General features: G+C 49.0%; 19 protein-coding genes. 17 read left to right on the top strand and 2 right to left on the bottom strand.

Annotated features, from left to right (window positions below):
- Window positions 1-1,257 carry a UDP-2,4-diacetamido-2,4,6-trideoxy-beta-L-altropyranose hydrolase gene (pseG, locus tag G5315_RS02850; RefSeq protein ID WP_421332357.1) on the bottom strand — a complete coding sequence of 419 codons (1,257 nt, stop codon included), beginning with the start codon at window positions 1,255-1,257 and terminating at the stop codon, window positions 1-3.
- On the bottom strand, window positions 1,247-1,942 hold the full coding sequence (pseF, locus tag G5315_RS02845; RefSeq protein ID WP_227340789.1) for a pseudaminic acid cytidylyltransferase: 696 nt from the start codon (window positions 1,940-1,942) through the stop codon (window positions 1,247-1,249). The genes pseG and pseF overlap by 11 nt, the downstream gene beginning before the upstream one ends.
- A 173-nt stretch (window positions 1,943-2,115) precedes the next feature.
- Between pseF and G5315_RS02840 the strand changes: the two genes are divergently transcribed.
- From G5315_RS02840 to rffA, 17 genes are all read left to right on the top strand, one after another.
- Entirely contained in the window at window positions 2,116-2,652 is a 537-nt protein-coding gene (locus tag G5315_RS02840; protein WP_421332356.1) for a GNAT family N-acetyltransferase, read from the top strand.
- The gene (locus tag G5315_RS02835) at window positions 2,649-2,882 is read left to right on the top strand and encodes an acyl carrier protein (protein WP_021230851.1); all 234 of its coding nucleotides are present in this window, start codon (window positions 2,649-2,651) and stop codon (window positions 2,880-2,882) included. The genes G5315_RS02840 and G5315_RS02835 overlap by 4 nt, the downstream gene beginning before the upstream one ends.
- A complete protein-coding gene (locus G5315_RS02830) occupies window positions 2,882-3,631 on the top strand; it encodes an SDR family NAD(P)-dependent oxidoreductase (protein WP_421332354.1) in 750 nt (249 codons plus the stop codon). Before G5315_RS02835 ends, G5315_RS02830 begins: the two co-directional genes overlap by 1 nt.
- On the top strand, window positions 3,628-4,986 hold the full coding sequence (locus tag G5315_RS02825; RefSeq protein ID WP_421332353.1) for an AMP-binding protein: 1,359 nt from the start codon (window positions 3,628-3,630) through the stop codon (window positions 4,984-4,986). The genes G5315_RS02830 and G5315_RS02825 overlap by 4 nt, the downstream gene beginning before the upstream one ends.
- Entirely contained in the window at window positions 4,983-6,038 is a 1,056-nt protein-coding gene (locus G5315_RS02820) for an acyl-protein synthetase (protein ID WP_421262791.1), read from the top strand. The genes G5315_RS02825 and G5315_RS02820 overlap by 4 nt, the downstream gene beginning before the upstream one ends.
- A complete protein-coding gene (locus G5315_RS02815) occupies window positions 6,017-7,222 on the top strand; it encodes an acyl-CoA reductase (RefSeq protein ID WP_421262790.1) in 1,206 nt (401 codons plus the stop codon). Before G5315_RS02820 ends, G5315_RS02815 begins: the two co-directional genes overlap by 22 nt.
- A 168-nt stretch (window positions 7,223-7,390) precedes the next feature.
- Window positions 7,391-8,362: a glycosyltransferase family 2 protein gene (locus G5315_RS02810; RefSeq protein WP_421332352.1), complete on the top strand. Its 972-nt coding sequence runs from the start codon at window positions 7,391-7,393 to the stop codon at window positions 8,360-8,362.
- A complete protein-coding gene (gene glf, locus G5315_RS02805; RefSeq protein WP_421332350.1) occupies window positions 8,359-9,540 on the top strand; it encodes a UDP-galactopyranose mutase in 1,182 nt (393 codons plus the stop codon). The genes G5315_RS02810 and glf overlap by 4 nt, the downstream gene beginning before the upstream one ends.
- 113 nt (window positions 9,541-9,653) lie before the next feature.
- A complete protein-coding gene (locus G5315_RS02800; RefSeq protein WP_129505120.1) occupies window positions 9,654-12,014 on the top strand; it encodes an HAD family hydrolase in 2,361 nt (786 codons plus the stop codon).
- A 19-nt stretch (window positions 12,015-12,033) separates the two neighbouring features.
- Window positions 12,034-13,656, top strand: coding sequence for a glycosyltransferase (locus G5315_RS02795; RefSeq protein WP_421332349.1), 1,623 nt, complete (start codon window positions 12,034-12,036; stop codon window positions 13,654-13,656).
- 14 nt (window positions 13,657-13,670) lie between these two features.
- Complete coding sequence (locus G5315_RS02790) at window positions 13,671-14,834, top strand: hypothetical protein (protein ID WP_421332348.1); 1,164 nt, start codon at window positions 13,671-13,673, stop codon at window positions 14,832-14,834.
- Window positions 14,835-14,894: 60 nt separating this feature from the next.
- Window positions 14,895-16,703: an asparagine synthase (glutamine-hydrolyzing) gene (asnB, locus tag G5315_RS02785; RefSeq protein WP_129505123.1), complete on the top strand. Its 1,809-nt coding sequence runs from the start codon at window positions 14,895-14,897 to the stop codon at window positions 16,701-16,703.
- A 223-nt stretch (window positions 16,704-16,926) separates the two neighbouring features.
- On the top strand, window positions 16,927-17,922 hold the full coding sequence (locus G5315_RS02780) for a hypothetical protein (RefSeq protein WP_216953979.1): 996 nt from the start codon (window positions 16,927-16,929) through the stop codon (window positions 17,920-17,922).
- 257 nt (window positions 17,923-18,179) lie between these two features.
- Window positions 18,180-19,769, top strand: coding sequence for a hypothetical protein (locus tag G5315_RS02775; RefSeq protein WP_421332347.1), 1,590 nt, complete (start codon window positions 18,180-18,182; stop codon window positions 19,767-19,769).
- Between the two features lies 1 nt (window position 19,770).
- Window positions 19,771-20,472, top strand: coding sequence for a WbqC family protein (locus G5315_RS02770; protein WP_421332346.1), 702 nt, complete (start codon window positions 19,771-19,773; stop codon window positions 20,470-20,472).
- Between the two features lie 11 nt (window positions 20,473-20,483).
- Window positions 20,484-21,437 (top strand): radical SAM/SPASM domain-containing protein, encoded by a 954-nt coding sequence (locus tag G5315_RS02765; RefSeq protein ID WP_129503726.1) that lies wholly within the window; start codon window positions 20,484-20,486, stop codon window positions 21,435-21,437.
- On the top strand, window positions 21,434-22,573 hold the full coding sequence (gene rffA / locus G5315_RS02760; RefSeq protein WP_421332344.1) for a dTDP-4-amino-4,6-dideoxygalactose transaminase: 1,140 nt from the start codon (window positions 21,434-21,436) through the stop codon (window positions 22,571-22,573). The genes G5315_RS02765 and rffA overlap by 4 nt, the downstream gene beginning before the upstream one ends.
- Window positions 22,574-22,689: the final 116 nt, after the last annotated feature.

Here is a 22,689-nt window from a genome sequence, read left to right as displayed (position 1 = left end):
TCAGATTCCTGTGCCAAGTTGCCAGCCTTGCGGCGCCGGCTGCCAGGGGGCAGGGGGCGCTATCTGCGGTGGCTCGGCAAGATAGAGGGGAAATTGGGAGAAAATTGTTTGCAAGCGATGTGCCAGCTCTTGCCACTCCGCTGGTTGAAGTGGCCGGGCGGCCTGCCATGTCAGATGCTGACCGTCCAGAGTCAGGGTGAGCAGCAGTTGGTCATCATGGCGTAGTTGCCACTGTTGGCCATCTGGCAACAGTTGATAATCGGATTGTGGTAGCAGCCAGGCGGTGAGCCGATCCAGCCCCAGCCCATCCACCTGTTGCTGGCCGTGGCAGCGATAGTCATCTGCTTGCAATTCAAGTCGTTGCAGGGCCTGCATCAGCCGCTCAGGTTCATCCAGTTCGCTCAGGGTCAGCCGCTCTGCCAGCTGAAAGCGGGCGATCACCTCATCGTTAAACTGTTGGTTGTCGACGATGGGCACCGCCAGGGTCGGCAGGCCGAGACAGGCTCGCTCCCAGGTCATGCCGCCCGCAGCGCCAATGGCGAAGTCGTGTCGGCTCATCAGGTCGGCCATCTGGTCGCTCTGACGCAGCAAGGTGAGCGGCAGATCGGGCAGTTCGGCAACCCTTTGTTGCAGCTCGGGCCAGAAAGGATTGGCCCCACCGGCTACCAGAGTCCAGTTGACGGTTTTAGCCCATGGCAGTCGAGCCAGCGTATTGAGGGTGATGAGGCAGGCTCCGGCCGGATCGGCACCACCAAAGCAGATGAGGCCATGTCGCCACCGGCTGGCCTTTTGGCGTGCTAGCTGGCGATAGGCAGGGCGCAGCAGGGCATAGTCGGTGCCCAGCAGCAGCCGACAGTCGGCAGGGACGAGTGACTGGTAATCGGCTGTGCTGCGCTGTGGCCCCTGATCCAGCAGCAACTGACCATGATGAGGGCGATCGGCCAGATCGTCGATCACCAGCAACTGACCACAGTGACTTGCCAGTGTCTGCTCGATTTGCCGATCAATCTGGTAGTGATCACACACCAGCCACTCCGGGCGCAAGGTGGGCAAGGGGCCTGCATCGTCCAGATCACAGAGAGCGTGATGCTGGTGGGAGTGCAGCAGTGGCAACAGGTGCATAGGTAGCTGATGGCAGAGGAAGTGGCACTCGGCGCCAGCCGTTTTCAGCCGATCGGCGATGGCCAGACAGCGCATCAGATGACCCAGCCCAATCTCGGTGCCGGCGTCGAGCCGGAAGGCAACCTTAAACGTCATCTTGGGCCAGCACTTGATAGAGCAGTTCGGCCAGGTGCCAATCTTCCGGCGTGTCGATGTCGACCACCCTGTGTCTTGGCAGAATATGGCCAATCCCTTCTCCCCCTACCGGGCTGATCCCTCCCAGCCAGGCCGCACGGCTGCCCCAGTAGAACTGGCCGGCATCCTGATAGGCAGGCTCCAGATCCTGAGAGCGTTTCGCCATCTGCTCCGGCCAGAAGGGGGTGACCCGGCCCTGCTCGTCCATGCGCACGGCGCGCTGAATAGGGAAGCCAAACTCGGCCACGGTATAGACAAAGGGAGCATTACTTGCGATCAGTCGCTGATGGGCGGCCTTCAAGTCATCGGCTTGAATAAGCGGGACCGTGGCATAGATGCAGCAGTAGTGCTCTGCCTGGATGCCGAGCTGGTCGAGCCGCTGGATGGTGTCGATCACCACAGGGGTGGTACCTGTGTGATCATCGGCGAGGTTGGCTGGCCGCAGAAATGGTACTTCCGCGCCCAGTTGACGAGCAACTTCGGCAATCTCCTCATCATCGGTGGAGACCACCACCTTGTTGAAACAGCCTGATTGTTGCGCTGCTTGGATGGCATAGGCGAGCATGGGCTGGCCACAAAAGGGGCGGATATTCTTGCGTGGAATGCGTTTGCTGCCACCCCGGGCCGGGATAATGGCGATGGCCATGATGGGTTCTCTCTGCTGGATTAATGACTGGCCAAAGCCAGGATAATCGATGACAACTCTTTGATTATTTTTGATATTATACTGGTTTTTCTGCTTGTATTATCGATTTTTGCTACGGAATGGCGGCCGTGTGGTCGATAAGAGAGACAGGTCATGGAAGTCATGGAAACTGTATGGCGTTGAAGATGAGTTATGGCGTTGAGCTACGCCCGATAGCGCCGTGGGATCTTCCCGCTTTGCGGCGTTGGCGCAATCAGGATGAGGTGCGAATGCAGATGGTATCCCAGACGCGTATTTCGCCACGGCAACAGCGCCAATGGTTCACCGCCACCCGTGAGCGGCGGGATCAGCAGCACTGGGTGCTCTGGTGCAAAGACGTGCGAGTGGGCTACGTCAATCTTAAAGGTGAGTCTCAGGGCGAGCTGCTGGGTCAGGCGATCGCCGATGCGGGGCTCTATCTGGGCAACTCAACCGTGCGGCATCCCATGCTGGCTGTCGCTGCTGCCTTATCTCAGCTTGATCAGGGTTTTGATGAGTTGCACATCGGTTGTATCCGCACCCTGGTTCGGGAGAACAATCGCTCTGCCCTGCGCTTGAATGAACAACTGGGTTACCGCCAAGTTGGGCAAGAGAATGGATTTTTTGCATTGGAACTGCTGCCGGCGAATTATTATGCCGCCCGTGAGCGGCTACGGAGATTTTTCAGATGACAATCGCATTGGAACAGGTTTTTGCCGAGGCGCTGGGTCTCGATATCGGCAGCGTCAGCGATGGGCTGGCCTACAACAGTATCCCGCAGTGGGATTCTGTCGCCCACATGGGGCTGATTGCCCAGTTGGAGGATAACTACGGCGTGCTGCTCGACACCGATGACATTATCGACATGAGTTCGGTCGGCAAGGCGCGCGAGATCCTGGCCAAGTATGGAGTCGCTTTCTGATGCAGGGGCTGTTGCAGGGCAAGCGGGTGTTGATCACCGGTGCCGGGCGTGGCATCGGTCTTGCCATTGTCCGCCAGTTTGCCTCTCAGGGGGCTGAACTGTGGCTGGGAGGCCGTGATGAGGTGACCATGAGCCAGCTGGCGACCGCGATTGGTACCGAGTTTGGCGTGCCTTGCCAGCCTCTCTGTTTTGATGTGGCTGATCCGTCGGCGGTTAAGCAGGCTTTTCAGCAGCTGTTTGCTCAGACTCGTCAGCTGGACGTGTTGGTCAACAATGCCGGCATGCTGGAAGAGGCGTTATTGGGGATGGCGAACCAGACCCATCTGCAAAAGACATTCAGCAACAATACCTTTAGCGTGATCTATTGCAGCCAGTATGCCGTCCGCCTGATGCAACGCAGCGGTGGTGGCAGCATCATCAATCTCGCCTCCCTGATGGGGCAGGTGGGGGCGGCGGGGCTCAGCAGCTATGCCGGTAGCAAGGCGGCGGTGATCGGTATTACCCAGTCACTGGCCAAGGAGCTGGCCGCCAGCCAGATCCGGGTCAATGCGATTGCCCCAGGTTTTATTGATACCGATATGGCGCACGCCATCCCGCAAGATAAGTTTGCCGAGCGGGTGGTCAGCATAGCAATGGGGCGGGTTGGCACGCCAGATGAAGTGGCCAAGGTGGCCCTGTTTCTCGCATCCGACTTGTCGAGTTATGTGACCGGGCAGGTGATTGGGGTCGATGGGGGGATGGTGATTTGAGCCAGCCTGATTTGTTGACACATCTGGTTGAAATCAATGAGGCGCCAGCCTGGCGAGATCCGCAAGAGGGGTGGCTCAGTTATGGTGAGCTGGCTCGGCGTGTGGCGCAGTTGGCCACCACCTATCCCGTCGGTCGTCATTTGGTCTACCTGCCATTTGTGACGTCCACCCGGCATCTGCTGCACTACTTGTTGGCCCTGCGTGATGGCCACGCCATCATGCTGGCCGATCCTGCACAGGATGCCCGGTTGCACCATGAGCAGTGCCAGCGCTTTGGTGTCAGCCTGCGGGTATTGGAAGATGGGGCAGTTGCGCATCTTGGCGATGCGCCCTCGCTTCACCCTGAGCTGGCCATGCTGCTGCCGACATCGGGCAGTACCGGCTCCTGCAAATGGGTGCGATTGTCGCGAACCAATCTTGATGCCAATGCCACGGCCATCGCCGAATATCTGGCGCTGAACGGGCGTGAGCGAGCCATCACCTCGTTGCCACTTTTTTACTCCTTCGGGATGTCGGTACTTAACAGCCATCTTTTGGTTGGCGCCTCGCTGGTTTCATGCACTGCCAGTCCCCTTGAGCGCCACTTCTGGGATGAGGTCAATCGCCACCAGGTCACCAGTGTGGCGGGGGTACCCTTTACCTTTCAGATGCTAAACCGCTTGCGTTTTGACTGGGCCCGCTATCCCAGTCTGATGACCCTGACCCAGGCCGGAGGGCGGCTTGAGCCGGCACTGGCAAAGCAATTTGCCGAACAGGCCTCCTTACTGGGACGCCGTTTTTTCGTGATGTATGGCCAGACCGAAGCGGCACCGCGCATCGCTTGGTTGGCACACGATGAAGTGATGATTGCCCCGGATGCCATCGGCCGTGCCGTACCGGGCGGGCGTCTCTCTCTGCGTCATGAGCCCGGCTTTCCTGACGGGGAGGGAGAGCTGGTTTACCAAGGGCCAAACGTGATGCTGGGCTATGCGGAGCGCCCTGAAGATCTGGCTCGGGGGCGTGATATGGATGCGCTCTTTACTGGCGATCTGGCTCGTTGTGATGAGGCGGGCCGATTCTATCTGACCGGACGGATCAACCGTTTCCTGAAGCTGTTTGGCAAACGGGTGAGCTTGGCTGAAGTGGAAGCCTGGTTGCAGGGGAGGGGCTATTCCTGCGCCGCGACCGGCCGCGATGATCGCCTGTTGGTAGCCATCGAGGCAGACGCGTGCCCCTGTGACGCACTACAGCTGGAGGTGGCCCGCTGGCTGATGGTGCCACCATCAAGCGTGCGTATCTACCAACACCATTTGCCACGACGCAGCAATATGAAGATTGATTATCCGGCCCTGTTAACAGAGCTGGAGCAACTATGAACAAGCTGTTTGATGCGCCGGTTTTTGGGCTGCCCCAACAGGAAAAAAGTGGGCTGCTCCTTGCTCGCCTGAATGAATTGACGCAGCGGCATGGGCAGGGGTGTCCAGCTTTTGCCAATATTCTGTCGGCGTTTGGCTGGGGTCAGGCCTCGACCTACCAAGAGCTTCCCTATCTGGCCGCCCGTCTGTTCAAATTGGCCCAATGGCAGAGCGTGCCGCAAGAAGAAGTATTCAAGGTGCTCACCTCGTCGGGCACCACGGGGACGCCGTCACGCATTGTGCTGGATCGGGATACAGCCGCGTTGCAGAGCAAGGTGCTGGTGAAGATCCTGCAAGAGTTCGTCGGCAAGCAACGGCTGCCTATGCTGCTGGTGGAGCAACCCGCCCTGATTCAAAACCGCAGCGGTTTTTCCGCTCGGGGAGCCGGTGCGCTGGGGCTCTCCTTCCTTGGCCGTGACCATACCTATGCCCTCGATGAGCAGATGCGGCCCAACTGGCCTGTCATCGAGGCGTTTTGTGACAAATATGCGGGCCAGCCGGTCCTGCTGTTCGGCTTCACCTTCATGGTCTGGCAATGTTTGCTGGAGCCGCTGCGTGAGCGAGGTCTGCAACTGCCGTTGACGCACGGCACGCTTTTTCACAGCGGTGGCTGGAAAAAACTGCAACACCTCGCGGTGGATAATCCGGCTTTCAAGCAACGTTGCCATGAACAGCTGGGGCTGAGTCGGGTGCACAACTTCTATGGCATGGTGGAGCAGGTGGGGTCGGTATTTGTCGAGTGTGAGCATGGCCATCTTCATGCTCCCCTCTTTGCCGATCTGCTGGTGCGGGATCCGCTGACTCATCGACCGCTCGGGGTCGGCCAGCCAGGCTTGTTGCAGGTGATCTCCGCCATTCCCCAAAGTTATCCCGGCCACAGTTTGCTCAGCGAGGATCTTGGTGTGCTGCTGGGGGAGGATGATTGCCCCTGCGGCCGTCGTGGCCGTTATTTTCAGGTATCAGGACGTCAGCAAGGCGCAGAGGTGAGGGGATGCAGCGACACTTTCCAGTGAGCCGGTCAGATGTAGAAGATGCCGTGTGGCAAGCGGGGCCAGAGGTTGCTTTCGCGGCTCCCGTCAGCGGCTGGCAAGGTTTTGTCACTCACCCACTGCCAAGCTTTGCGCCCGTCATCTGCGATTTTGTGGCTGCGCTCTCTGCACGTCTGCTGAAGGAGGGGCGAGAGAATCCGGATCTGGCCGCCTTTGGCTTTTGGTTGCGGCCGCGCCAGATTCAGGTACAGCGCAAACGCATGGCAGGACGTGCACCCTTGGGGATGGTTTTTCATCTGGTCCCCTCCAACGTGCCGACCGTCGCGTTCTACTCCTGGATCATGGCGCTACTGATGGGCAATGGGGCCGTGGTACGTCTCTCATCGCGCATCGACCCGGTGCAAGAGGCCATGCTGGCCATCCTGAACAAGCTCTTCTCTCTGCCCGAGTGGCAAGAGATTGTCTCCCGTACCCGTTTTATCCGCTATGACCACGACGAGGGCATCACCGCCTGGCTGTCGGCCCGGTGTCGGCTTCGTATTATCTGGGGAGGTGATGAAACCATCAGCCGGGTACGGGCTATTCCGCTCTCACCCCGCGCTCAGGAAATCGTGTTTCCGGATCGCCGCTCCATGGCGGTGTTGGATAGCCAGTGGCTCGCCAACCTGGATGCTGCTGCGTGGCGGCAAGTGGTCGCGGCTTTGCAACAAGACTTTACCCGTTTCAATCAACAAGCCTGCGCCTCACCCACTACGATTTGCTGGTTGGGCACTCCCGCCAGTACGTTGCGCCGTCGTCTGCTCGAAGGGATCTTCGCCCCATTTGCAGATAATCCCTCCCTGATGATGGAACGCCTTCTCAATAGTCAACAAAATGCCGCCCATGATGGCCAGATGCAGCTGGACACCTTTTCTGGCGTCACCTTATTGACTCCCACCGCCTCTTTGCGGCTTGCACATATCGGAGGAGGTACAGTCGCCGAATTTGTTGCCGATAACCTTGATGAGTTGCTGCTACAGCCTTGGGATATGCAGACCTGTGTCTGGGCTGGCCCGGATATAACGCAGCTTGAGCATGCGCTCCTGGTATCGCCAGGTTGTCGTATCGATAGGGTGGCAAGTCCGGGACAGGCGCTGGCATTCGAATGGCTCTGGGACGGCATCGACATGCTAGCCGCCTGTAGCCGTCGGCTTGCCCGCATTGAATAGTGGATTCCAGGTCACATAAATCAAGTCATATCAATCAATTAGCTTGGTCAGGCACAGCTCTTGCAGTAAATATTGCCATGAAGGGCAGGAAGGGTTGACAGAGACCGTGCGGTAGCCTTGTCCATTTTCTCCAATTCGCTTCTTTTTTACTCTACTTCTGGATCCTCTATGAAAGTCAGCGTACTGGTGCCGGTGTATAACCTCGGGCGCTTTATCGAGCCCTGTCTGCTAAGTCTGCTGGAACAGCAAACCAATTTCGATTTTGAGGTCATTGCCATTGATGATGGCTCGAGCGATGACTCCTGGGCCATTATGCATCGGCTGGCACAGCAGTGGCCGCAACTCAAGGCACTGCAGAATGCGCAGAATATGGGGTTGGCCAAGACCCAGAAACGCTTGCTGAGAGCGGCTACCGGTGAATACATCGCCTATGTCGACGGGGATGATCTTGCTCTGCCGGGCAAGCTGCAGAGCCAGGCCGATTATCTTGATTTGCACACTGACTGCACGCTTTGCTACCACGAAGCGGAGATGTTTGATGATGAAACTGGCGCACGGATCAAGCTATTCACCCGCGATTATTACAATGCCCGCTATCTTGAACCTGTGATGACACGGGAGGCATTGATCCGCTTCGGGGTGTTCGTCAATGCAAGTTCCATAATGTTTCGCCGTTATGAAGGGATGGAACATGCCATCGATGAGGGGTGCAAGATCATCCTCGATTATCCTTGGCACATCTTGAACCTCTCCCACAATCCGGGGACGCTGGATTTTATCCCCGAATTATTGGGCCGCTATCGCTTCCATACCCAGAGCTTTGGCGGACAGACCCGCAAATCGGCAGAACGTCGTGAGCAGTCGCTGCGCGATCTGCTGCGGGCCTGTGATAACGCCGCTGCGTTTGGGGCGGATCCCTTGGTTATTGCCCAGGGGCGTGCCCATCACTACTACTCTGCCGCACTCTACTTTCTGCGGCAGGATGATGTCGTGCGCTTCACTCAGCTTATCGAGCAGTCGGTCGATGCTGTGGCAAGGCTAGCACCGGGTTGGTTCTTCGACGAACGACATCAATTGGCATGGGCAGAACGGGCCCATCCCGCGCGTGTCATGCAGCAACTGTTTGGAGATAGAGCGTGAGCTATCAGGCGATCGTCATCGGCGCCGGGCTGTCCGGTGCCGTCATGGCTGAACGAATGGCCAGCCAGCTCGGTTGGAAGGTGCTGGTGCTGGAGCAGCGCGACCATATCGGGGGTAACTGCTTCGACGAGTATGACGAGCATGGTGTGTTGGTCCATCGCTATGGGCCACACCTCTTCCATACCGACAACAAGGAGGTGTGGGACTACTTGTCGCAGTTTACCGAGTGGTTGCCTTACGAGCATCGTGTGTTGTCACGCATTGACGGGCAGTTGGTGCCGATCCCGTTCAACCTGACCAGCATTGAACGCTGCTTTCCGGCGGAGAAGGCAGCGGCCATGATTGAGGCCCTTCAGGCCAGATTTGGTGAGGGGGCCAGAGTGCCCATCATGGCACTGCGGCAGGAAGCTGAGCCTCTGCTGGCTGAGCTGGCCCAGTTCATCTATGAGCGAGCCTTCGTCAACTACACCAGCAAGCAGTGGGGTGTATCGCCAGAGCAGGTCTCGCCCGAGGTCACTGCGCGCGTGCCGGTTGTCGTCAATCGTGATGACCGTTACTTTATTGATCCCTTGCAGGCGGTGCCCGCGCAGGGTTATACCGCCATGTTCGAGCGCATCTTGGCGAACCCCTTGATTGAGGTGAGGCTATCCATTCCCATGGGGTCCCGCGTCAGTCTGGATTGGCAACAGAAACGGATACTGCTGGATGGCGTGCCCTTTGCCGGGCCCTTGGTCTATACGGGGATGCTGGATCAGCTGATGCCGGCGGGGCACGACGGCTTGCCGTACCGTTCACTGCGCTTTGAGCACTGTCATCTGCCGCAAGCTCAATTTCAGCCGGTGACCACGGTCAATTATCCGAATGAAGAGGCCTATACCCGCATCACCGAATTCAAGCATCTGACGGGGCAGCAACATCCCGGCACCAGCATCGTTTATGAATACCCCTGCACCTATGTGGCCGGGCAGGGGCTGGAGCCTTACTACCCGCTGTTTACCGATGCAGCCAAACAGCATTATCAGACTTGCCGCGATGAATTGGCCCAGTTCCCGCAACTGATTGCTTTGGGCCGCCTTGCCGAGTATCGCTATTTCGATATGGATGATGCAGTGGATAACGCGCTGAACAATTTCTCTCGATTGGTTTCCGATGCCTGTTTTGCTGTTTTAAATAAGTAATGAATATAATCTATTGCAGAGATAGATATTTTCATTCCGCAAAAGCATTCGAGTTTTTGAGTGTGAATGCTTTTTATGTGATTTCTTTTATTTTGATGCATGTGTAGGTATATATGAGTCATTATGCGGTGATGTCTCCCGAGTTGCGTGATTTACTAGAAAATAGCCAGTTTCTAACTGCTCTTGATCAGTATCTTTGCATTGATAAAATAACACATATTTCATTGGATATTTTTGATACATTATTGCGTCGTGCATGTGATGAACCCTCGTGGGTTTTTGAGGAAGCAGCGAGACGGTTGCTAAATAGAGGTCTTAATCTGCCAATAGAGGCAGAAGATTATAGATTTTGTCGCCTCGAGGCTGAAGCTCGTGCTCGCAAACTAATTTCAGGTGAAGAAATTAGTTTTGACAATATTTTTGAACAGCTGCCTTTTAGTGATGAAATTAAGGCGGTGCTTAAAGTTGAAGAGCTGAAAGTAGAACGAGAAGTTCTTTATCCAGACCCGATTATTCAAGAAGTTTTGGTGCGTGCACAACGTAACAATAAACTGATTGTTTTTATTTCCGACATGTATTTGCCAGAAGCTTTTTTGCGTGACTTTATTTCAGAAAAATGCCCTGAAATTTCTTATAATTATCTGTTTGTTTCATCAAGTGTTGGGTTGACCAAGCAGAGTGGCGCTCTCTTTAGCCATGTAATTACTCAGATAAAGCTGAAACCAGAGCAAGTTTTGCATATCGGTGACAATCCCAGGGCTGATGTGCAGTCGGCACGGCAACATGGTTTGGCTTCATTGCATTTTGATATCCCAGAGAATTTGTCTGAGGTGTTGGAAAACGAGAAAATTTATCGGGTAAATGTGCCATCGACCATGCAACATGCCAGGAAGCTGGCCGTCCTGTCGATGCCACAACAGCTTTCCGAGGAGGAGCAATTTTTCTACACATATGGCGCCTTCATCCTTGGACCCGTCCTGACGGCATTTGCCAAGTGGGTTCTGCAGTCAGCCAAACGACTGCAGGTAAAAAACATTTTGTCACTGATGCGAGAGGGCGGCATCTTTGCTGCCTGTATCAACCGCCAGGTCGATTTTCAATCACAGCAGTACCCAGATATACGCTGTCAGACCTGTTATGCCTCACGCAAGGCAACCTATTTGCCCGCGATAGATGATAGCCAAGTGGAAGAGGCTGTTTCCCAGACCTTGATGCGCCGCAATTACACCGTTCGTGACTTTTTCAATGAATTTGGTGTTCAGGATGTCAGGTTGGCATCCTTTCTTGACACGCCACTGGCGCTTTTGGATCAAATTGCCATCGATGGGCAAGATGGTCTGCAACTGATGGCTGAAGTGTTTGAGCAAAATATCGAGCAGATCAAGAGCAGTATTCAGCAAAGCAGGCTGGACATGCGAGATTATTTTGTTGGCTTGACGGGAAATGCTCCCTATCTGCTAGTCGACTTGGGTGGCGGTGGGACGATTCCCTCTCAAATTAGCAAGGCCATGTTGCAACAGCCAATGAGCAGTCTGTTGCTCTACTGTAACCATAGAGGCAGCAAAAACTCCGTTATCACGCCGATCAGTGCCTTTATTCCGGTGCGTAACGATACCATAAAGGGGATCAAGAAGATTGCCCGTTCACCAGAGATTTTTGAAATTGTTCTCGTTGGTTTGGAAGGGAGCACACTGGGGTATCGGCGCACAGCGGAAGGGAAAGTTGTGCCGCGACAGGCAGAGGTTCGCTACAGTGCCCAGCATCAGCAAAATATCCGGAGTTTTGAGGCTGGAGTTAATGCCTATCAGTTATGGGACCAGTCGCTGGGCATCGCCGAATCCGATTTGAGTGAGCGCATCTCTTTTTTACGCATGATGGAGCGTCTGGTCGAGTGTCCGGTATCGAGCGAGGTGCACTATCTTGGTAATCTGGTTCATGAAGACAACTTTGGCTCGGAGCGTAGTTACAAGGTTATTAATTCCTCCGGGTTGGCGCGGATCCACTCAGAAGGAATAGAAACCTTCTATCGCAAGTTCAGTAAAAACATGTCTTATGGTGAGCGTTGGTTGGCTTGGCCACAAGGTTCCCTGAGTCGGCTGGATCCTGATTTGATGATGGATTTTGTCGGCTTACGCGATGCACGTTATAAGCATGCCCAAGCGATCGATAGACTTCTGGAATTGATGCAAAGTCAACATGCCACCGAAGTCATAGTGTATGGGGCGGGAGAATTCTTTGAGTGTCTGGCACCTGAACTGATTAAAAAAAGCATCCGTATCCGTACCGTGATCGATAAAAAAGCCAACTTTGGACACTACCAAGTGATGGGATATGACGTTATATCATTATCCGAGTGCTCAATTCCATCTGGTTCTGTACTGATTGTCGCGTCCGCCTCCTTTGTGGACGAAATAAAACGAGACATCTTTGCGACTATATCCAGCCAAGATGTGACCATATTGTCATTGAATTGAATTCCAAGGAAACCGACACATGCTGGATCTGTCGATGAAACATGCCCTGCCTTTTGATGCGTTATTGCATCAGGAACTGCTGTCCGGGAAACGCAAGGCGATTGCCTGGGGGGTGGCGGGAAATCTTTATTATCATGTGCTCCAATCCCCTTATCCATTCGTCGCCATCATCGATGGTCTTAACGGTCCTCAAGTCGGTCAGTTCGCCTGTGGCATTCCGATTGTAGGGCCAGATATGCTTAATAATTGCGCAGTAGAGGAGGTGGTCATTGTCATCTTTTCAGATTTACAGCAATTCGGTGGGCAGATTATCGAGCAACTAGGTCATTATGGCGACTATCCCTATATCACTCCCTATGTTGAGGCAACCTGCCAGCCATCGGCGATGTTGCAGCAAAAGCTTGAGCGGTTGATCCGCGAGCGTCGAGCACATCGGCTGCCCCAAGTAGTGCAGCGTGTCGTGCTATATATCCACTCCTTGGTCAAAGGAGGTGCTGAGCGGCAGATAGTATTGCTGGCCATCGGATTGCGCCAGCTGGGATGGGAAGTGCATTTGATCTCGGTGAAGAATAAGGGGTTGGAGGTTAATCACTGGGAGGCGCTTCTTCGCTCTCATGGTGTAGAGCTCTACTTCGTGCCTTCTGCCCGTGAGTGCTGGCCGAACTTGGAGCAGGAGGAAAATAGCTACCAGTTGGCTAATCAATTGGCACCCTTCTTTGAGCCCGGACTGCTTCACGGCATTCTCACTGCCTATGACTATATGCAACGTGTTCAGCCCAAACTGGTTATCGCCTATCTAGAAGACGGTAATGTCATTGCTTCTATGGCCGCAATTTTCGCGGGAGTAGAACAGATCATTATCTCTGGAAGGAGTGTTGCACCCTCAGAGTTTCCTGAATACCTGGCCGTTTATGATGAGTCGAGGTTGGCAGCTTACTATCGTCTGATGACCGAGGTGCCAGGAATCGTTTTGAGTGTTAACTCCATGGCAGGGGCGCAGTCGTATGCTCGCTGGCTAAATTTGCCTGAATCTAGCATCCCCGTAGTGAAAAATGCGGTCATGGCCAAGCGGGTTGAGGGACAAGAGCCTTTACAGCAGTTAGATATTCATTTATCGGCCCCAATATTGATGGGGATAATGCGACTGTCTCCGGAAAAGTCCCCATGTCGCTTTATAGAGGTTGTCGCTTCTGTCATTGCCAAACTTCCTCAAACCCATGCAATTTTAATCGGTGATGGACCATTGCGCTCAGAGGTCCTTGCTTGCATTGCGCAGCAGCCGTGCCGCGATAACATTCATGTCGTGGGTGTGAAAGATAATATTTTTGAATGGTTAAGTTGTGCCAGCCTGCTCATTTCCACCTCCAGTCATGAGGGAATGTCTAATGTTATTTTGGAAGCACAGGCACTTGGTTGTCCTGTTGTAGCGACAGATATTCCAGGAAATAGCGAAACTGTACTGACAGAGTTTTCTTGTGACTTGATTCCCTATGGGGAATGGGGTTTGATGGTTGAAAAGATAGTGTCATTATTAATGGGGAGTGGAGAGAAGACATCAGTTGGTTTGGTGGAAAAGATGAGTGAGCATTATTCACCACGTATACTTGCTGAAAAAACACTGGCACTGACTAATAAAAAATAAATCGGAGACGGAATATGGATGTTATCTTGTTCGGTGCTGGTGAAGTTTGTGATTCATTTATAAAAAGACTTCCTAAACGATTTTCAATATTGGCTATTGCTGATAATAACGAAAATTTACATGGTCAGTTTAAAGGTGAGCTTCCTATTATCTCTCCTGATGAAATTCATCTATATAAGCCAAATTTTATTATTCTCTCTTGTCTTCAGAGGCATGTCTCAGATATCTGTGCTCAACTCGTCAAATTGGGGCTGGATGATTTATATTTACCCTTTCCTTATGATGAGGAAAGTGAAATAAAAGATCGAGAGAAGCAGGAAGTGAAAGGGCTAATCGGACGTGAGCTCGTGGATGAGATAATAGGAAGTAAAAACACTAGCGGTAGTGTATTTTATCATATATCACTTGGTAATCATTTCGAGAAATGCCGTGAACAATATATTTCAAAGCCGGTAAATCGATTTTTACATATAGGTTCTGGTCATTCCCTTGGGGTGGAGATATATAGTCTATTACGATGGGGCGGGGAGTGGACCGCGATCGAACCATTCCCGGGACTAAGCGGGAAATATCCTTTCAATGATCATGTTTCAATGATTAAAGATTTAATGGGGCTTTTCAATGTCCCATGTAAGGTAAATGATGGTATTGTATTTAATGATGATGTTGAATCATTCCATCTTCATGATCATCATGGCACTAGACTAAATTACTTTCCTGAGATAAAGCTTGAAGATTTCAATGATGATGAAAAATATGATGTATGCTATTCGTGTGCCGTAATGGAGCATGTTGTAGATATTCATTCATTCGTAGCCAAGACATTTGAGCTATTAGCATCAGGTGGTTTTGCTTTTCACTGGATTGACCTCCGAGACCACCGGGATTTTTCACGACCACTTGATTTCCTGACAATAGGCAAGTCAGAGTGGCGTGACCATTATGGTGATGCTGGCCACTTTTTACATGGTAATCAGCTGCGTTATAGTGATTATCGACAGATATTTTTACAATGTGGCTTCAGGATTGTTGCTGAAGATAAATATATGAAGAATGATAGAGAGCATATTCAGGAAGTCTCTGTCGATTTCGCAGATGAGTATGCATCACTGGGATGGGAGGATTTGGAAGTCGCTGGTGTGCTATTCGTTCTGGAAAAGCCATCGCATGATAGTTGATTATTCTATGATGTCTCATGCGTGACATCATGTGTTGGCTTACCTTTAGGGAGTTATAAAATGTGCGGTATAGCCGGAATAATGAGTATTCATGGTCAACATGATCCTGCGTGGTTGAAACAGCAGGCTAATAGAATGGCGGAGGCGATGACCTATCGAGGGCCTGACGACCGGGGTCTTTGGGAGTCGGATGACGGACGCTGTGTTCTGGCACATTGTCGATTGAGTATTCTGGATGTATCGCCTGCCGGGCATCAACCAATGCATGATGCACAGCAACGAGCCTGTATCGTATTTAATGGGGAGATCTACAACCATCTTCAGTTGGGGGGGCGTCTTAAAGACGCCGGCATATCATTTACTGGCCATTCTGATACCGAGGTATTGGTCAATGGCCTGGTACGGGAAGGTGCTGACTTTCTGACCCGGCTCGAGGGGATGTTTGCACTTGCCTACTATGATCGTGAGCGCAGGGAGTTGCTGCTGGCGCGTGATCCGTTTGGCGAGAAGCCACTCTATTATGCCGAGTTTGACGGTTTGTTGGTCTTTGCCTCCGAGCTGGCGGCTTTGACCCTGGTGCCAGGATTCCCTGCCCGCATTACGGTTGATACAGTCGCCCATTATCTGGCTTTCCAGCACCCCGTCGGGGAACGCACCCTGTATCAACACGCCAGAAAGTTGCTGCCGGGGCACTTGATGCGTGCCGTGACAGGGGCGGTCTCACAGGCAGAGCGTTACTTCCACTTTATCTGTGCCGGTGACCATATGCCGTCACGCCCGCTGGAGGAGCAGGTTGACCAGCTTGAGGATCTGTTGCTGCGTTCGTTATCGCGCCGCTTGGTCGCCGATGTGCCGGTGGGGGCTTTTCTCTCCGGTGGTGTCGACTCCTCGACGGCGGTGGCCCTGATCACCCGTCGTTTGCAACGGCCGATCCGCACCTTCTCCATCGGTTTTGAACAGGCGCCGGAGAGCGAACATGAGGAGGCTCGGGCTTTTGCCGATTTCCTCGGAACCGAGCACACCGAACAGCTGCTTCGTCCAGAGGCTTTTGTTGAACAGGTAGGTGATCTGGCGCGGCGCATGGATGAGCCCAATGCTGATACTTCCTGTGTGCCAACTTATATGGTCTCGCAGCTTGCTCGTCAGCAGGTCACCGTCGCGATTACGGGTGACGGGGGGGATGAGCTGTTTGGCGGTTATGGCCGTTACCTGCAGACACTGGTCGCCGCCGAGGGCAGAGAGCAACAGATGCAGGCGCGTAGCTGGCATCTTGGGCGGGAGTACTACTCTGGTCGCATCTTGCTGTATGCCGATCGCCAGTTGGAACAGTTGTTCGGTCGGATTCCGTCCGGTACTGGTGATCACTTGATGGCGCTGCGCAGGCGTATCGATATGGATAGCCGCCCGTATCTTAATCGCCTTCGTGAGGCCGATATTGCCAATTATCTGCCGTTGGTATTGGCCAAGGTAGATCGAATGAGCATGCTGCACAGCCTTGAGTGCCGCACGCCCTACCTGTCGACCGAAGTAGCTCAGTTTGCCGCAGGTTTGGCACAGTCAGAGCTGATTGCACAAGGACAGGGTAAGTTCCTGTTGCGCCAGTTGGCCAAACGCTACTTGCCGGCGGAATGGATCGACAGGCCGAAAAAGGGTTTCAGCATAGATCCGTTCAATCAACAGGCCAAACAGAGTGCGATTACGCAACTGCGTCAGCAGGCCTCTTCAGGCCAGCTCTGTCTGCATCAGTTTATCGCTCCCGACCGGTTGCGGATGTTGCTGGATAACCAGTTTGACGGTATGACCTTCTATCATGTTTGGGGTTTATTGGTGCTTGAGATCTGGTTGCAGTCCCATGAGTTCAATTTGTGAGATAACGCTTTGGGCTAAAAGTTATTAAATAATATTAATTATAATGACCGAGCCCACTATTATGAATATATTTTATGGCTATATAATAAAGGCGAAGAATTTTTGAAGTTTATAACTGCGGTTGAAATTATAGCCTTGTTTACATTGTTTGTGAAATATAATTCATTCGTGAATTGATAAGTCTTTCTTATAACTTCATATTATATGTTACGGGAGTTCTGTGATGGGTATGACGCCAGCTATGTTTAATAAAATGAAGAATCACTTTCCTGAAAACTTTAATTCGATAATTGAGTTAGGGTGCCAGCAGTTTTATTCATTAAACTCGGCAGAGATAATTGATGAAGAATTAAAGAATTATCAGGATGGTGATTTTACAAAATCTATGTATGAAAACCTAGGTTTAAAATATGATTCTGTGGATGTTTATGATGGGACAATATTTTGCGATTTTAATAGTCAGATGCTCGAGTTATCTCATCAGTATGATGTGGTAACTAATCTTGGAACTAGTGAACATGTTTTTAATCAATATAATGTTTTTGCGTCAATACATAACATTACAAAGAAAAATGGATTAATGATTCATTGTTTGCCTATGAAGCATTCCCCACATGGACTTTTTACATATAATGTTGATTTTTTCATTTCACTTTGTTTTTCAAACAACTATGAAGTCGTTGAGTTAGTATTTGGTTGGAGAGGTACTGATGGTGAGTATACATTTGGCTCATTGTCAGACGTCGTTGAGCATCAGACAACTGAACAATATGCTTTCCTAGTGGCTAGAAAATGTCTGGAAGATAAATTTGTTTCTCCGCAGCAGATAATATATAACCCTTTGATATCTATTGATAAAGTGATAGCGTTGTGCTCTGATGACATCTATTTGTTGAGCCAAGTTGTTCAATATCCTTTCACGGATAATGTTCTAAATCATACGCTCATCTTCGATGAGGTAAGCAATAGTTATTCTGAAGTACTTCTATATGGTGCTGGTCATATCGGACAGGCCATTTTAAAATTTTCCAAGCACAGGAAAAAAATTAATATTATTGTTGATGAACACTCGCATGCTATGAATGACTTCAAGGTTAACACGTTGGGGGATTTAGATGCTATTAATTCACCAGTCTATATAGCATCGGATTTCTATCGAGAGGAAATTAGACGTGCTTTATTGATGAAATTTGATGGGAGAGTTGTTTTTTTAAACTGATAAATAGCTATAGATATTATAAGTTATTTTATTACTTTCCTTTTGTTTTTAGTCTCCAATTTTTTATGAATTACTCTTTAAATTTATCCTTTGATTCTTCCTTGACGAACCAGTTCGAGCTAGTGTATTGATTTTTAGAGATTCCTATATGTTATAGATTGTTCATTTTTTGAAAAAATGGTATTAATCGCATCAGTTATTATTTAAGGCTGGTAATTTTATTCGGCGTATTGTTAACACAGGGTTGTGGGGGCGGCGTGAACATTGTTGTTTTTGATTTCAATAAGAGTGTCGGTGGTGCGGAGACATTTAACTGTAGATTTATTGACTATCTTGTTGGATTAGGTGATTCCGTTGCCGTAGTTGGATACGAGGATTCTGCACTTTTTGGGCTATTGGATAACAAGAGTGTAAAGATAAAAAAGTATATCATTCCAGAAATGGATGATTTCTTTGTTTCTATTTCAAATCAATCGTATCTGGGGGCACTTGGACAGAAAATTATTGATGATTTTTTTGGGGAAGATATATATGTTCTCGCTTCATATTTTGAAGTTTTGCATAGGGCTATGCATGTCTTCAATGGAAATAAAAGAATTCATATATTGACTGGGATGTTGCATCCAGAAGCTTGGAGTATCTGGGAGCCAGGGATTGGATTTAACGCATCTCGTGCATTCAAACCAAAGTTAATTAATGAAACTTGGCACTACCAGCGCCAATTATTATTAAAGTTGGATCGAGCACATGCAATCTGGTATCCCAATGACATATATCGTAAATATAATTCTGAGTATTTTTCTGTTCCACTTAATCATCACTCATCTGCCACTGTTCCTGTTGAGCCCGTAACACAAAAGATACGGTACAATATTTCTGCTCCAGAAGAGTTTATGAAGGTGCTCTGGCTCGGGAGATTTGACTTTTTCAAGAATGAAAGCATCTTGAGTTTTATTGACAGCTTGAATGTTGTTCTTAACAATAAACCTCAGCTGCATATACTTTTTGATTTGATAGGATATGGATATGCTCTCTATGAGGATGAAGTTGAATCATATAAAAAGCTTGCGCATGAACGCCTTGAAATTCGTATCTTAGGAAAGAGAAATGAATCTGATATATACAGCCTAATTGAATCTGAAAAATATCATTTCGGTGTTGCAATGGGCTCCTCAGCATATCATCTTGCAATGATCGGATTACCTGTGATTGCCATAGACTCTTGTGTTAAAGGATACCGTCGTCTAGTGAAAGGGGTGTGGCTTGATGAAGCTTCAGACGAGTTTGATGAAGGCTCAAGTCTTTATCTCTCGCTAATTGGGGAGCCTTCCCCACAGCGAAATGATATTCATGTTATGCTTGAAGATGTATTCCAATATGGTTTTCTCGAAAATAAATCAAGAAGCTGCTGCAACTATGTTGAACAGTTTCATAATATTGACGTTATTTTGCCGAAAATCAGAGGTTTTTTACTTGAAAGTTCATTTTCAGAGAAATTTACGTATCGATTTAAACGAAATTTGCCAGATGAGTTTTACTATCGATTTGGAAGAAAAAGAAATATTAAAATAGCTATTTTTGGCACTGGCTCTGGCGCAAAAAAATTCTATGGAAAACTTCATTCTGACCTTGTTTTTTCTGACAGGGAAATAAAGGTGAAGTGTTTTTTTGATAATGACGATAGTAAATTTGGCGCTATATTTTGTAATGCCCCAATAGAAAAGTTTACACTGGAGGCCACCAATGAACTTGATGTGGTTATTATTGCTTCTGATTACTGGCCCGAGATTAAAGCACAGATGATTTCATGTGGTTTAACACGTTCAAAAATATTAAGAGCATACTAACTTGCATAAAAAGATAGCAATCATTCAATCTAATTATATTCCTTGGATAGGCTACTTTGATATTATAAACAGGGTGGACGAATTTATATTTCTTGATTCTGTCCAGTATACAACAAGAGATTGGCGTAACCGCAATAGGATTATGACCACACAGGGTGCTGTATGGTTAACAATACCCGTATGTCATGTTGATAGAAATCAGAAAATATCATCCACAAAAGTTGTCGATAATCTATGGTGTCAGAAGCATTTTGCTATAATTAAAGAGCGATACAAAAAGGCGCTTTTTTTTGATAGATATATAGATGAAATTAAATCATGGTATGAAGATGCACGTGAATTTGAGTATATCTCTGATATAAATATCATGTTTATTAAAAAAATCATGCATTTATTAGGGATCACCACCCCCATCTTTACGGATAGTCATTACTTGAATGGGGGGGAGGTTAGCGATGCAACGGAAAGACTGATCGTCATTGCTGAAAGAGCTGATGCAAGTATTTATTTTTCTGGGCCGGCGGCAAAAAATTATTTAGATATCGGGCGCTTTGAAGAAAGGGGTATCGGTGTTGCCTGGATGGAATATCCTGAATATGCTCGCTATCCCCAGAACGGATCTGGTTTTGATTGCCGCGTCAGTATTATCGATGCTTTATTATGTGCTGGCGGTGATTTTGTTCATAGCGAACTAAATTATTAGTAGGAGGACTCATGGCTAAATATGGTTTCTATGATCGACTGTCATCGGAGTTTCCATCACAGGTCATTGTAGATATTGCTGAAATTTGTAATTTAAGATGCATACATTGTCCACACCCTCAATTTAAAGAGTCTGAACATTATTCCGCAAGATTGTTAGACCCTGAACTAAACAAGAAGCTGATCGATGATATAAGAGACAATAGCGACGGACATTGCCAGTATATACGATATACCAGCAATGGTGAGCCACTTATGCATCCACATGCACATGAAATGATCCAGTATGCTGTCGAGCATAGTGGCACGTTTGTCACGTTAACCACTAATGGTACAGTTCTTAATGAGAAAAAACTAAAACAGTTATTAGAAAGTGGCCTTCATATGATTGATGTCAGCATTGATGCCTTTAACGATGAGACTTATGCGAATATTCGTGGCGGGCGTCTTGAGCAAGTGCGACGTAATATAATTAGAATGATCGAACATATCAAGACAGGGCAATACAGAACTCGTATTGTTGTGAGTTTTATTCGTCAGGCAGGCAATGAAGATGAGGTAGATGATTTTTCTCTTTTTTGGAAAAATCAGGGAGCTGATGAAGTGCTGATCAGGAATTTACATTCGGCGGCAGGTATGTTGGCTCAAGGGGAAGCTCATTCCCATGAGTCAAGGCGCCCATGCTTATATCCATGGGAGCGTTTGACCCTGGATCCAAAAGGTGAGCTTTCTTTTTGCCCGACAGATTGGGCGTATGCATCCAGTTTCATTGATTACAGGAAGACAACGCTAAAAACTGCTTGGCAGGGAGCATTTTTAAACGAACTGCGAGAGGCTCATCTTAATAACGATTTCAAATGCCATACTTTTTGTGGGCAATGTCCTGATTGGAGACTGACAACATGGCCTGATTCAGGAAGAAGTTATGCAAATCTTGTCAGTGACATTAAGGTTATTATGAAATGAAATCATATCGCAATTGGATACCATATAATCGCCCCAATAATATTGGCCATATCACTGAAAGTGATGGAGAATGTTTAGGTATCGGTGTTAATAAAAAAAAATGTGAGGAACTATTACACGATATATATAATGCAAGGCGAGTTTTTTTAACGCCATCCTGTAGTGCATCTTTGGAGATGGCAGCTTTAGCTATGGATTTGCAGCCAGGGGATGAGGTAATACTGCCAAGTTTTACATTTGTTACCTCTGCAAGTGCTTTTGCCTTAAGGGGCGCAAAATTAGTATTTGTCGATATCAGGCCAGACACTTTGAATATAAATGAGCAGCTTATTGAAGAGGCTATTACAGTTAGAACGAAAGCCGTAGTGGTTGTTCACTATGCCGGTGTTGCATCAGAAATGTCTTCTATAGTCGATATATGCAATCGCTATAATCTTGTATTGGTTGAAGATGCTGCACAAAGTATCATGTCAACATATAAAGGACGGCCACTTGGTTCAATTGGTCAATTTGGCTGCGTCAGCTTTCATCATACTAAAAATATTCATGCCGGTGGTGAGGGCGGGGCTTTTTTAGTAAACGAAGATAAGTACCATGGTATATGTGAAATCATTCAGGAGAAAGGAACTGATCGTTCAAGGTTTTTGCGTGGAGAGGTTGATAGATATACATGGCAAATTTTATCATCTAGTTATGTAATGTCAGAGGTTCAAGCTATAGTCTTGTTGCAGCAATTACAAAACGCGAGAGAAATTACGAATGCTAGATTAAAAAAATGGCTTTTTTATCATACATGTTTATCTGAGTTGGCTAATGCTGGAGTGCTCACACTTCCTGCCGTTCCGGCACATGTTGAGCATAACGCTCATATATATCATATAAGAACAAGATCCCCTGACGAACAACAGGGATTATTTAAATTCATGCGCAATCTTAATGTGGAAGTTACCTCACACTTTGTACCTCTGCATTCTAGTCCGGCTGGTATTCGATATGGTAGATTTCATGGCGATGATATAAATACCACAGCGGTTTCTAGAATGCTGTTACGTTTACCTTTACATGCAAGCCTGACTGAGTCGGAGCAAGTATTCATTATTGATGCGGTCAGACACTTTTTTGTAGTCAATAATTAAAGCTAATCATAAATTTAAATGAATTAGATGCATTTTATTAATGATCTTATAAATATTCATAAGCTATAATATTTGTAATATACATATGGATATTGGCACTCAGTAAGATAATGATT

The sequence above is a fragment of the Aeromonas sp. 603607 genome (genome assembly GCF_049171595.1).
Lineage (GTDB): Bacteria > Pseudomonadota > Gammaproteobacteria > Enterobacterales > Aeromonadaceae > Aeromonas > Aeromonas veronii.
The sequence above is the reverse complement of the archived record's forward strand: the minus strand, read 5'-3'. Positions and strand labels throughout refer to the sequence as shown.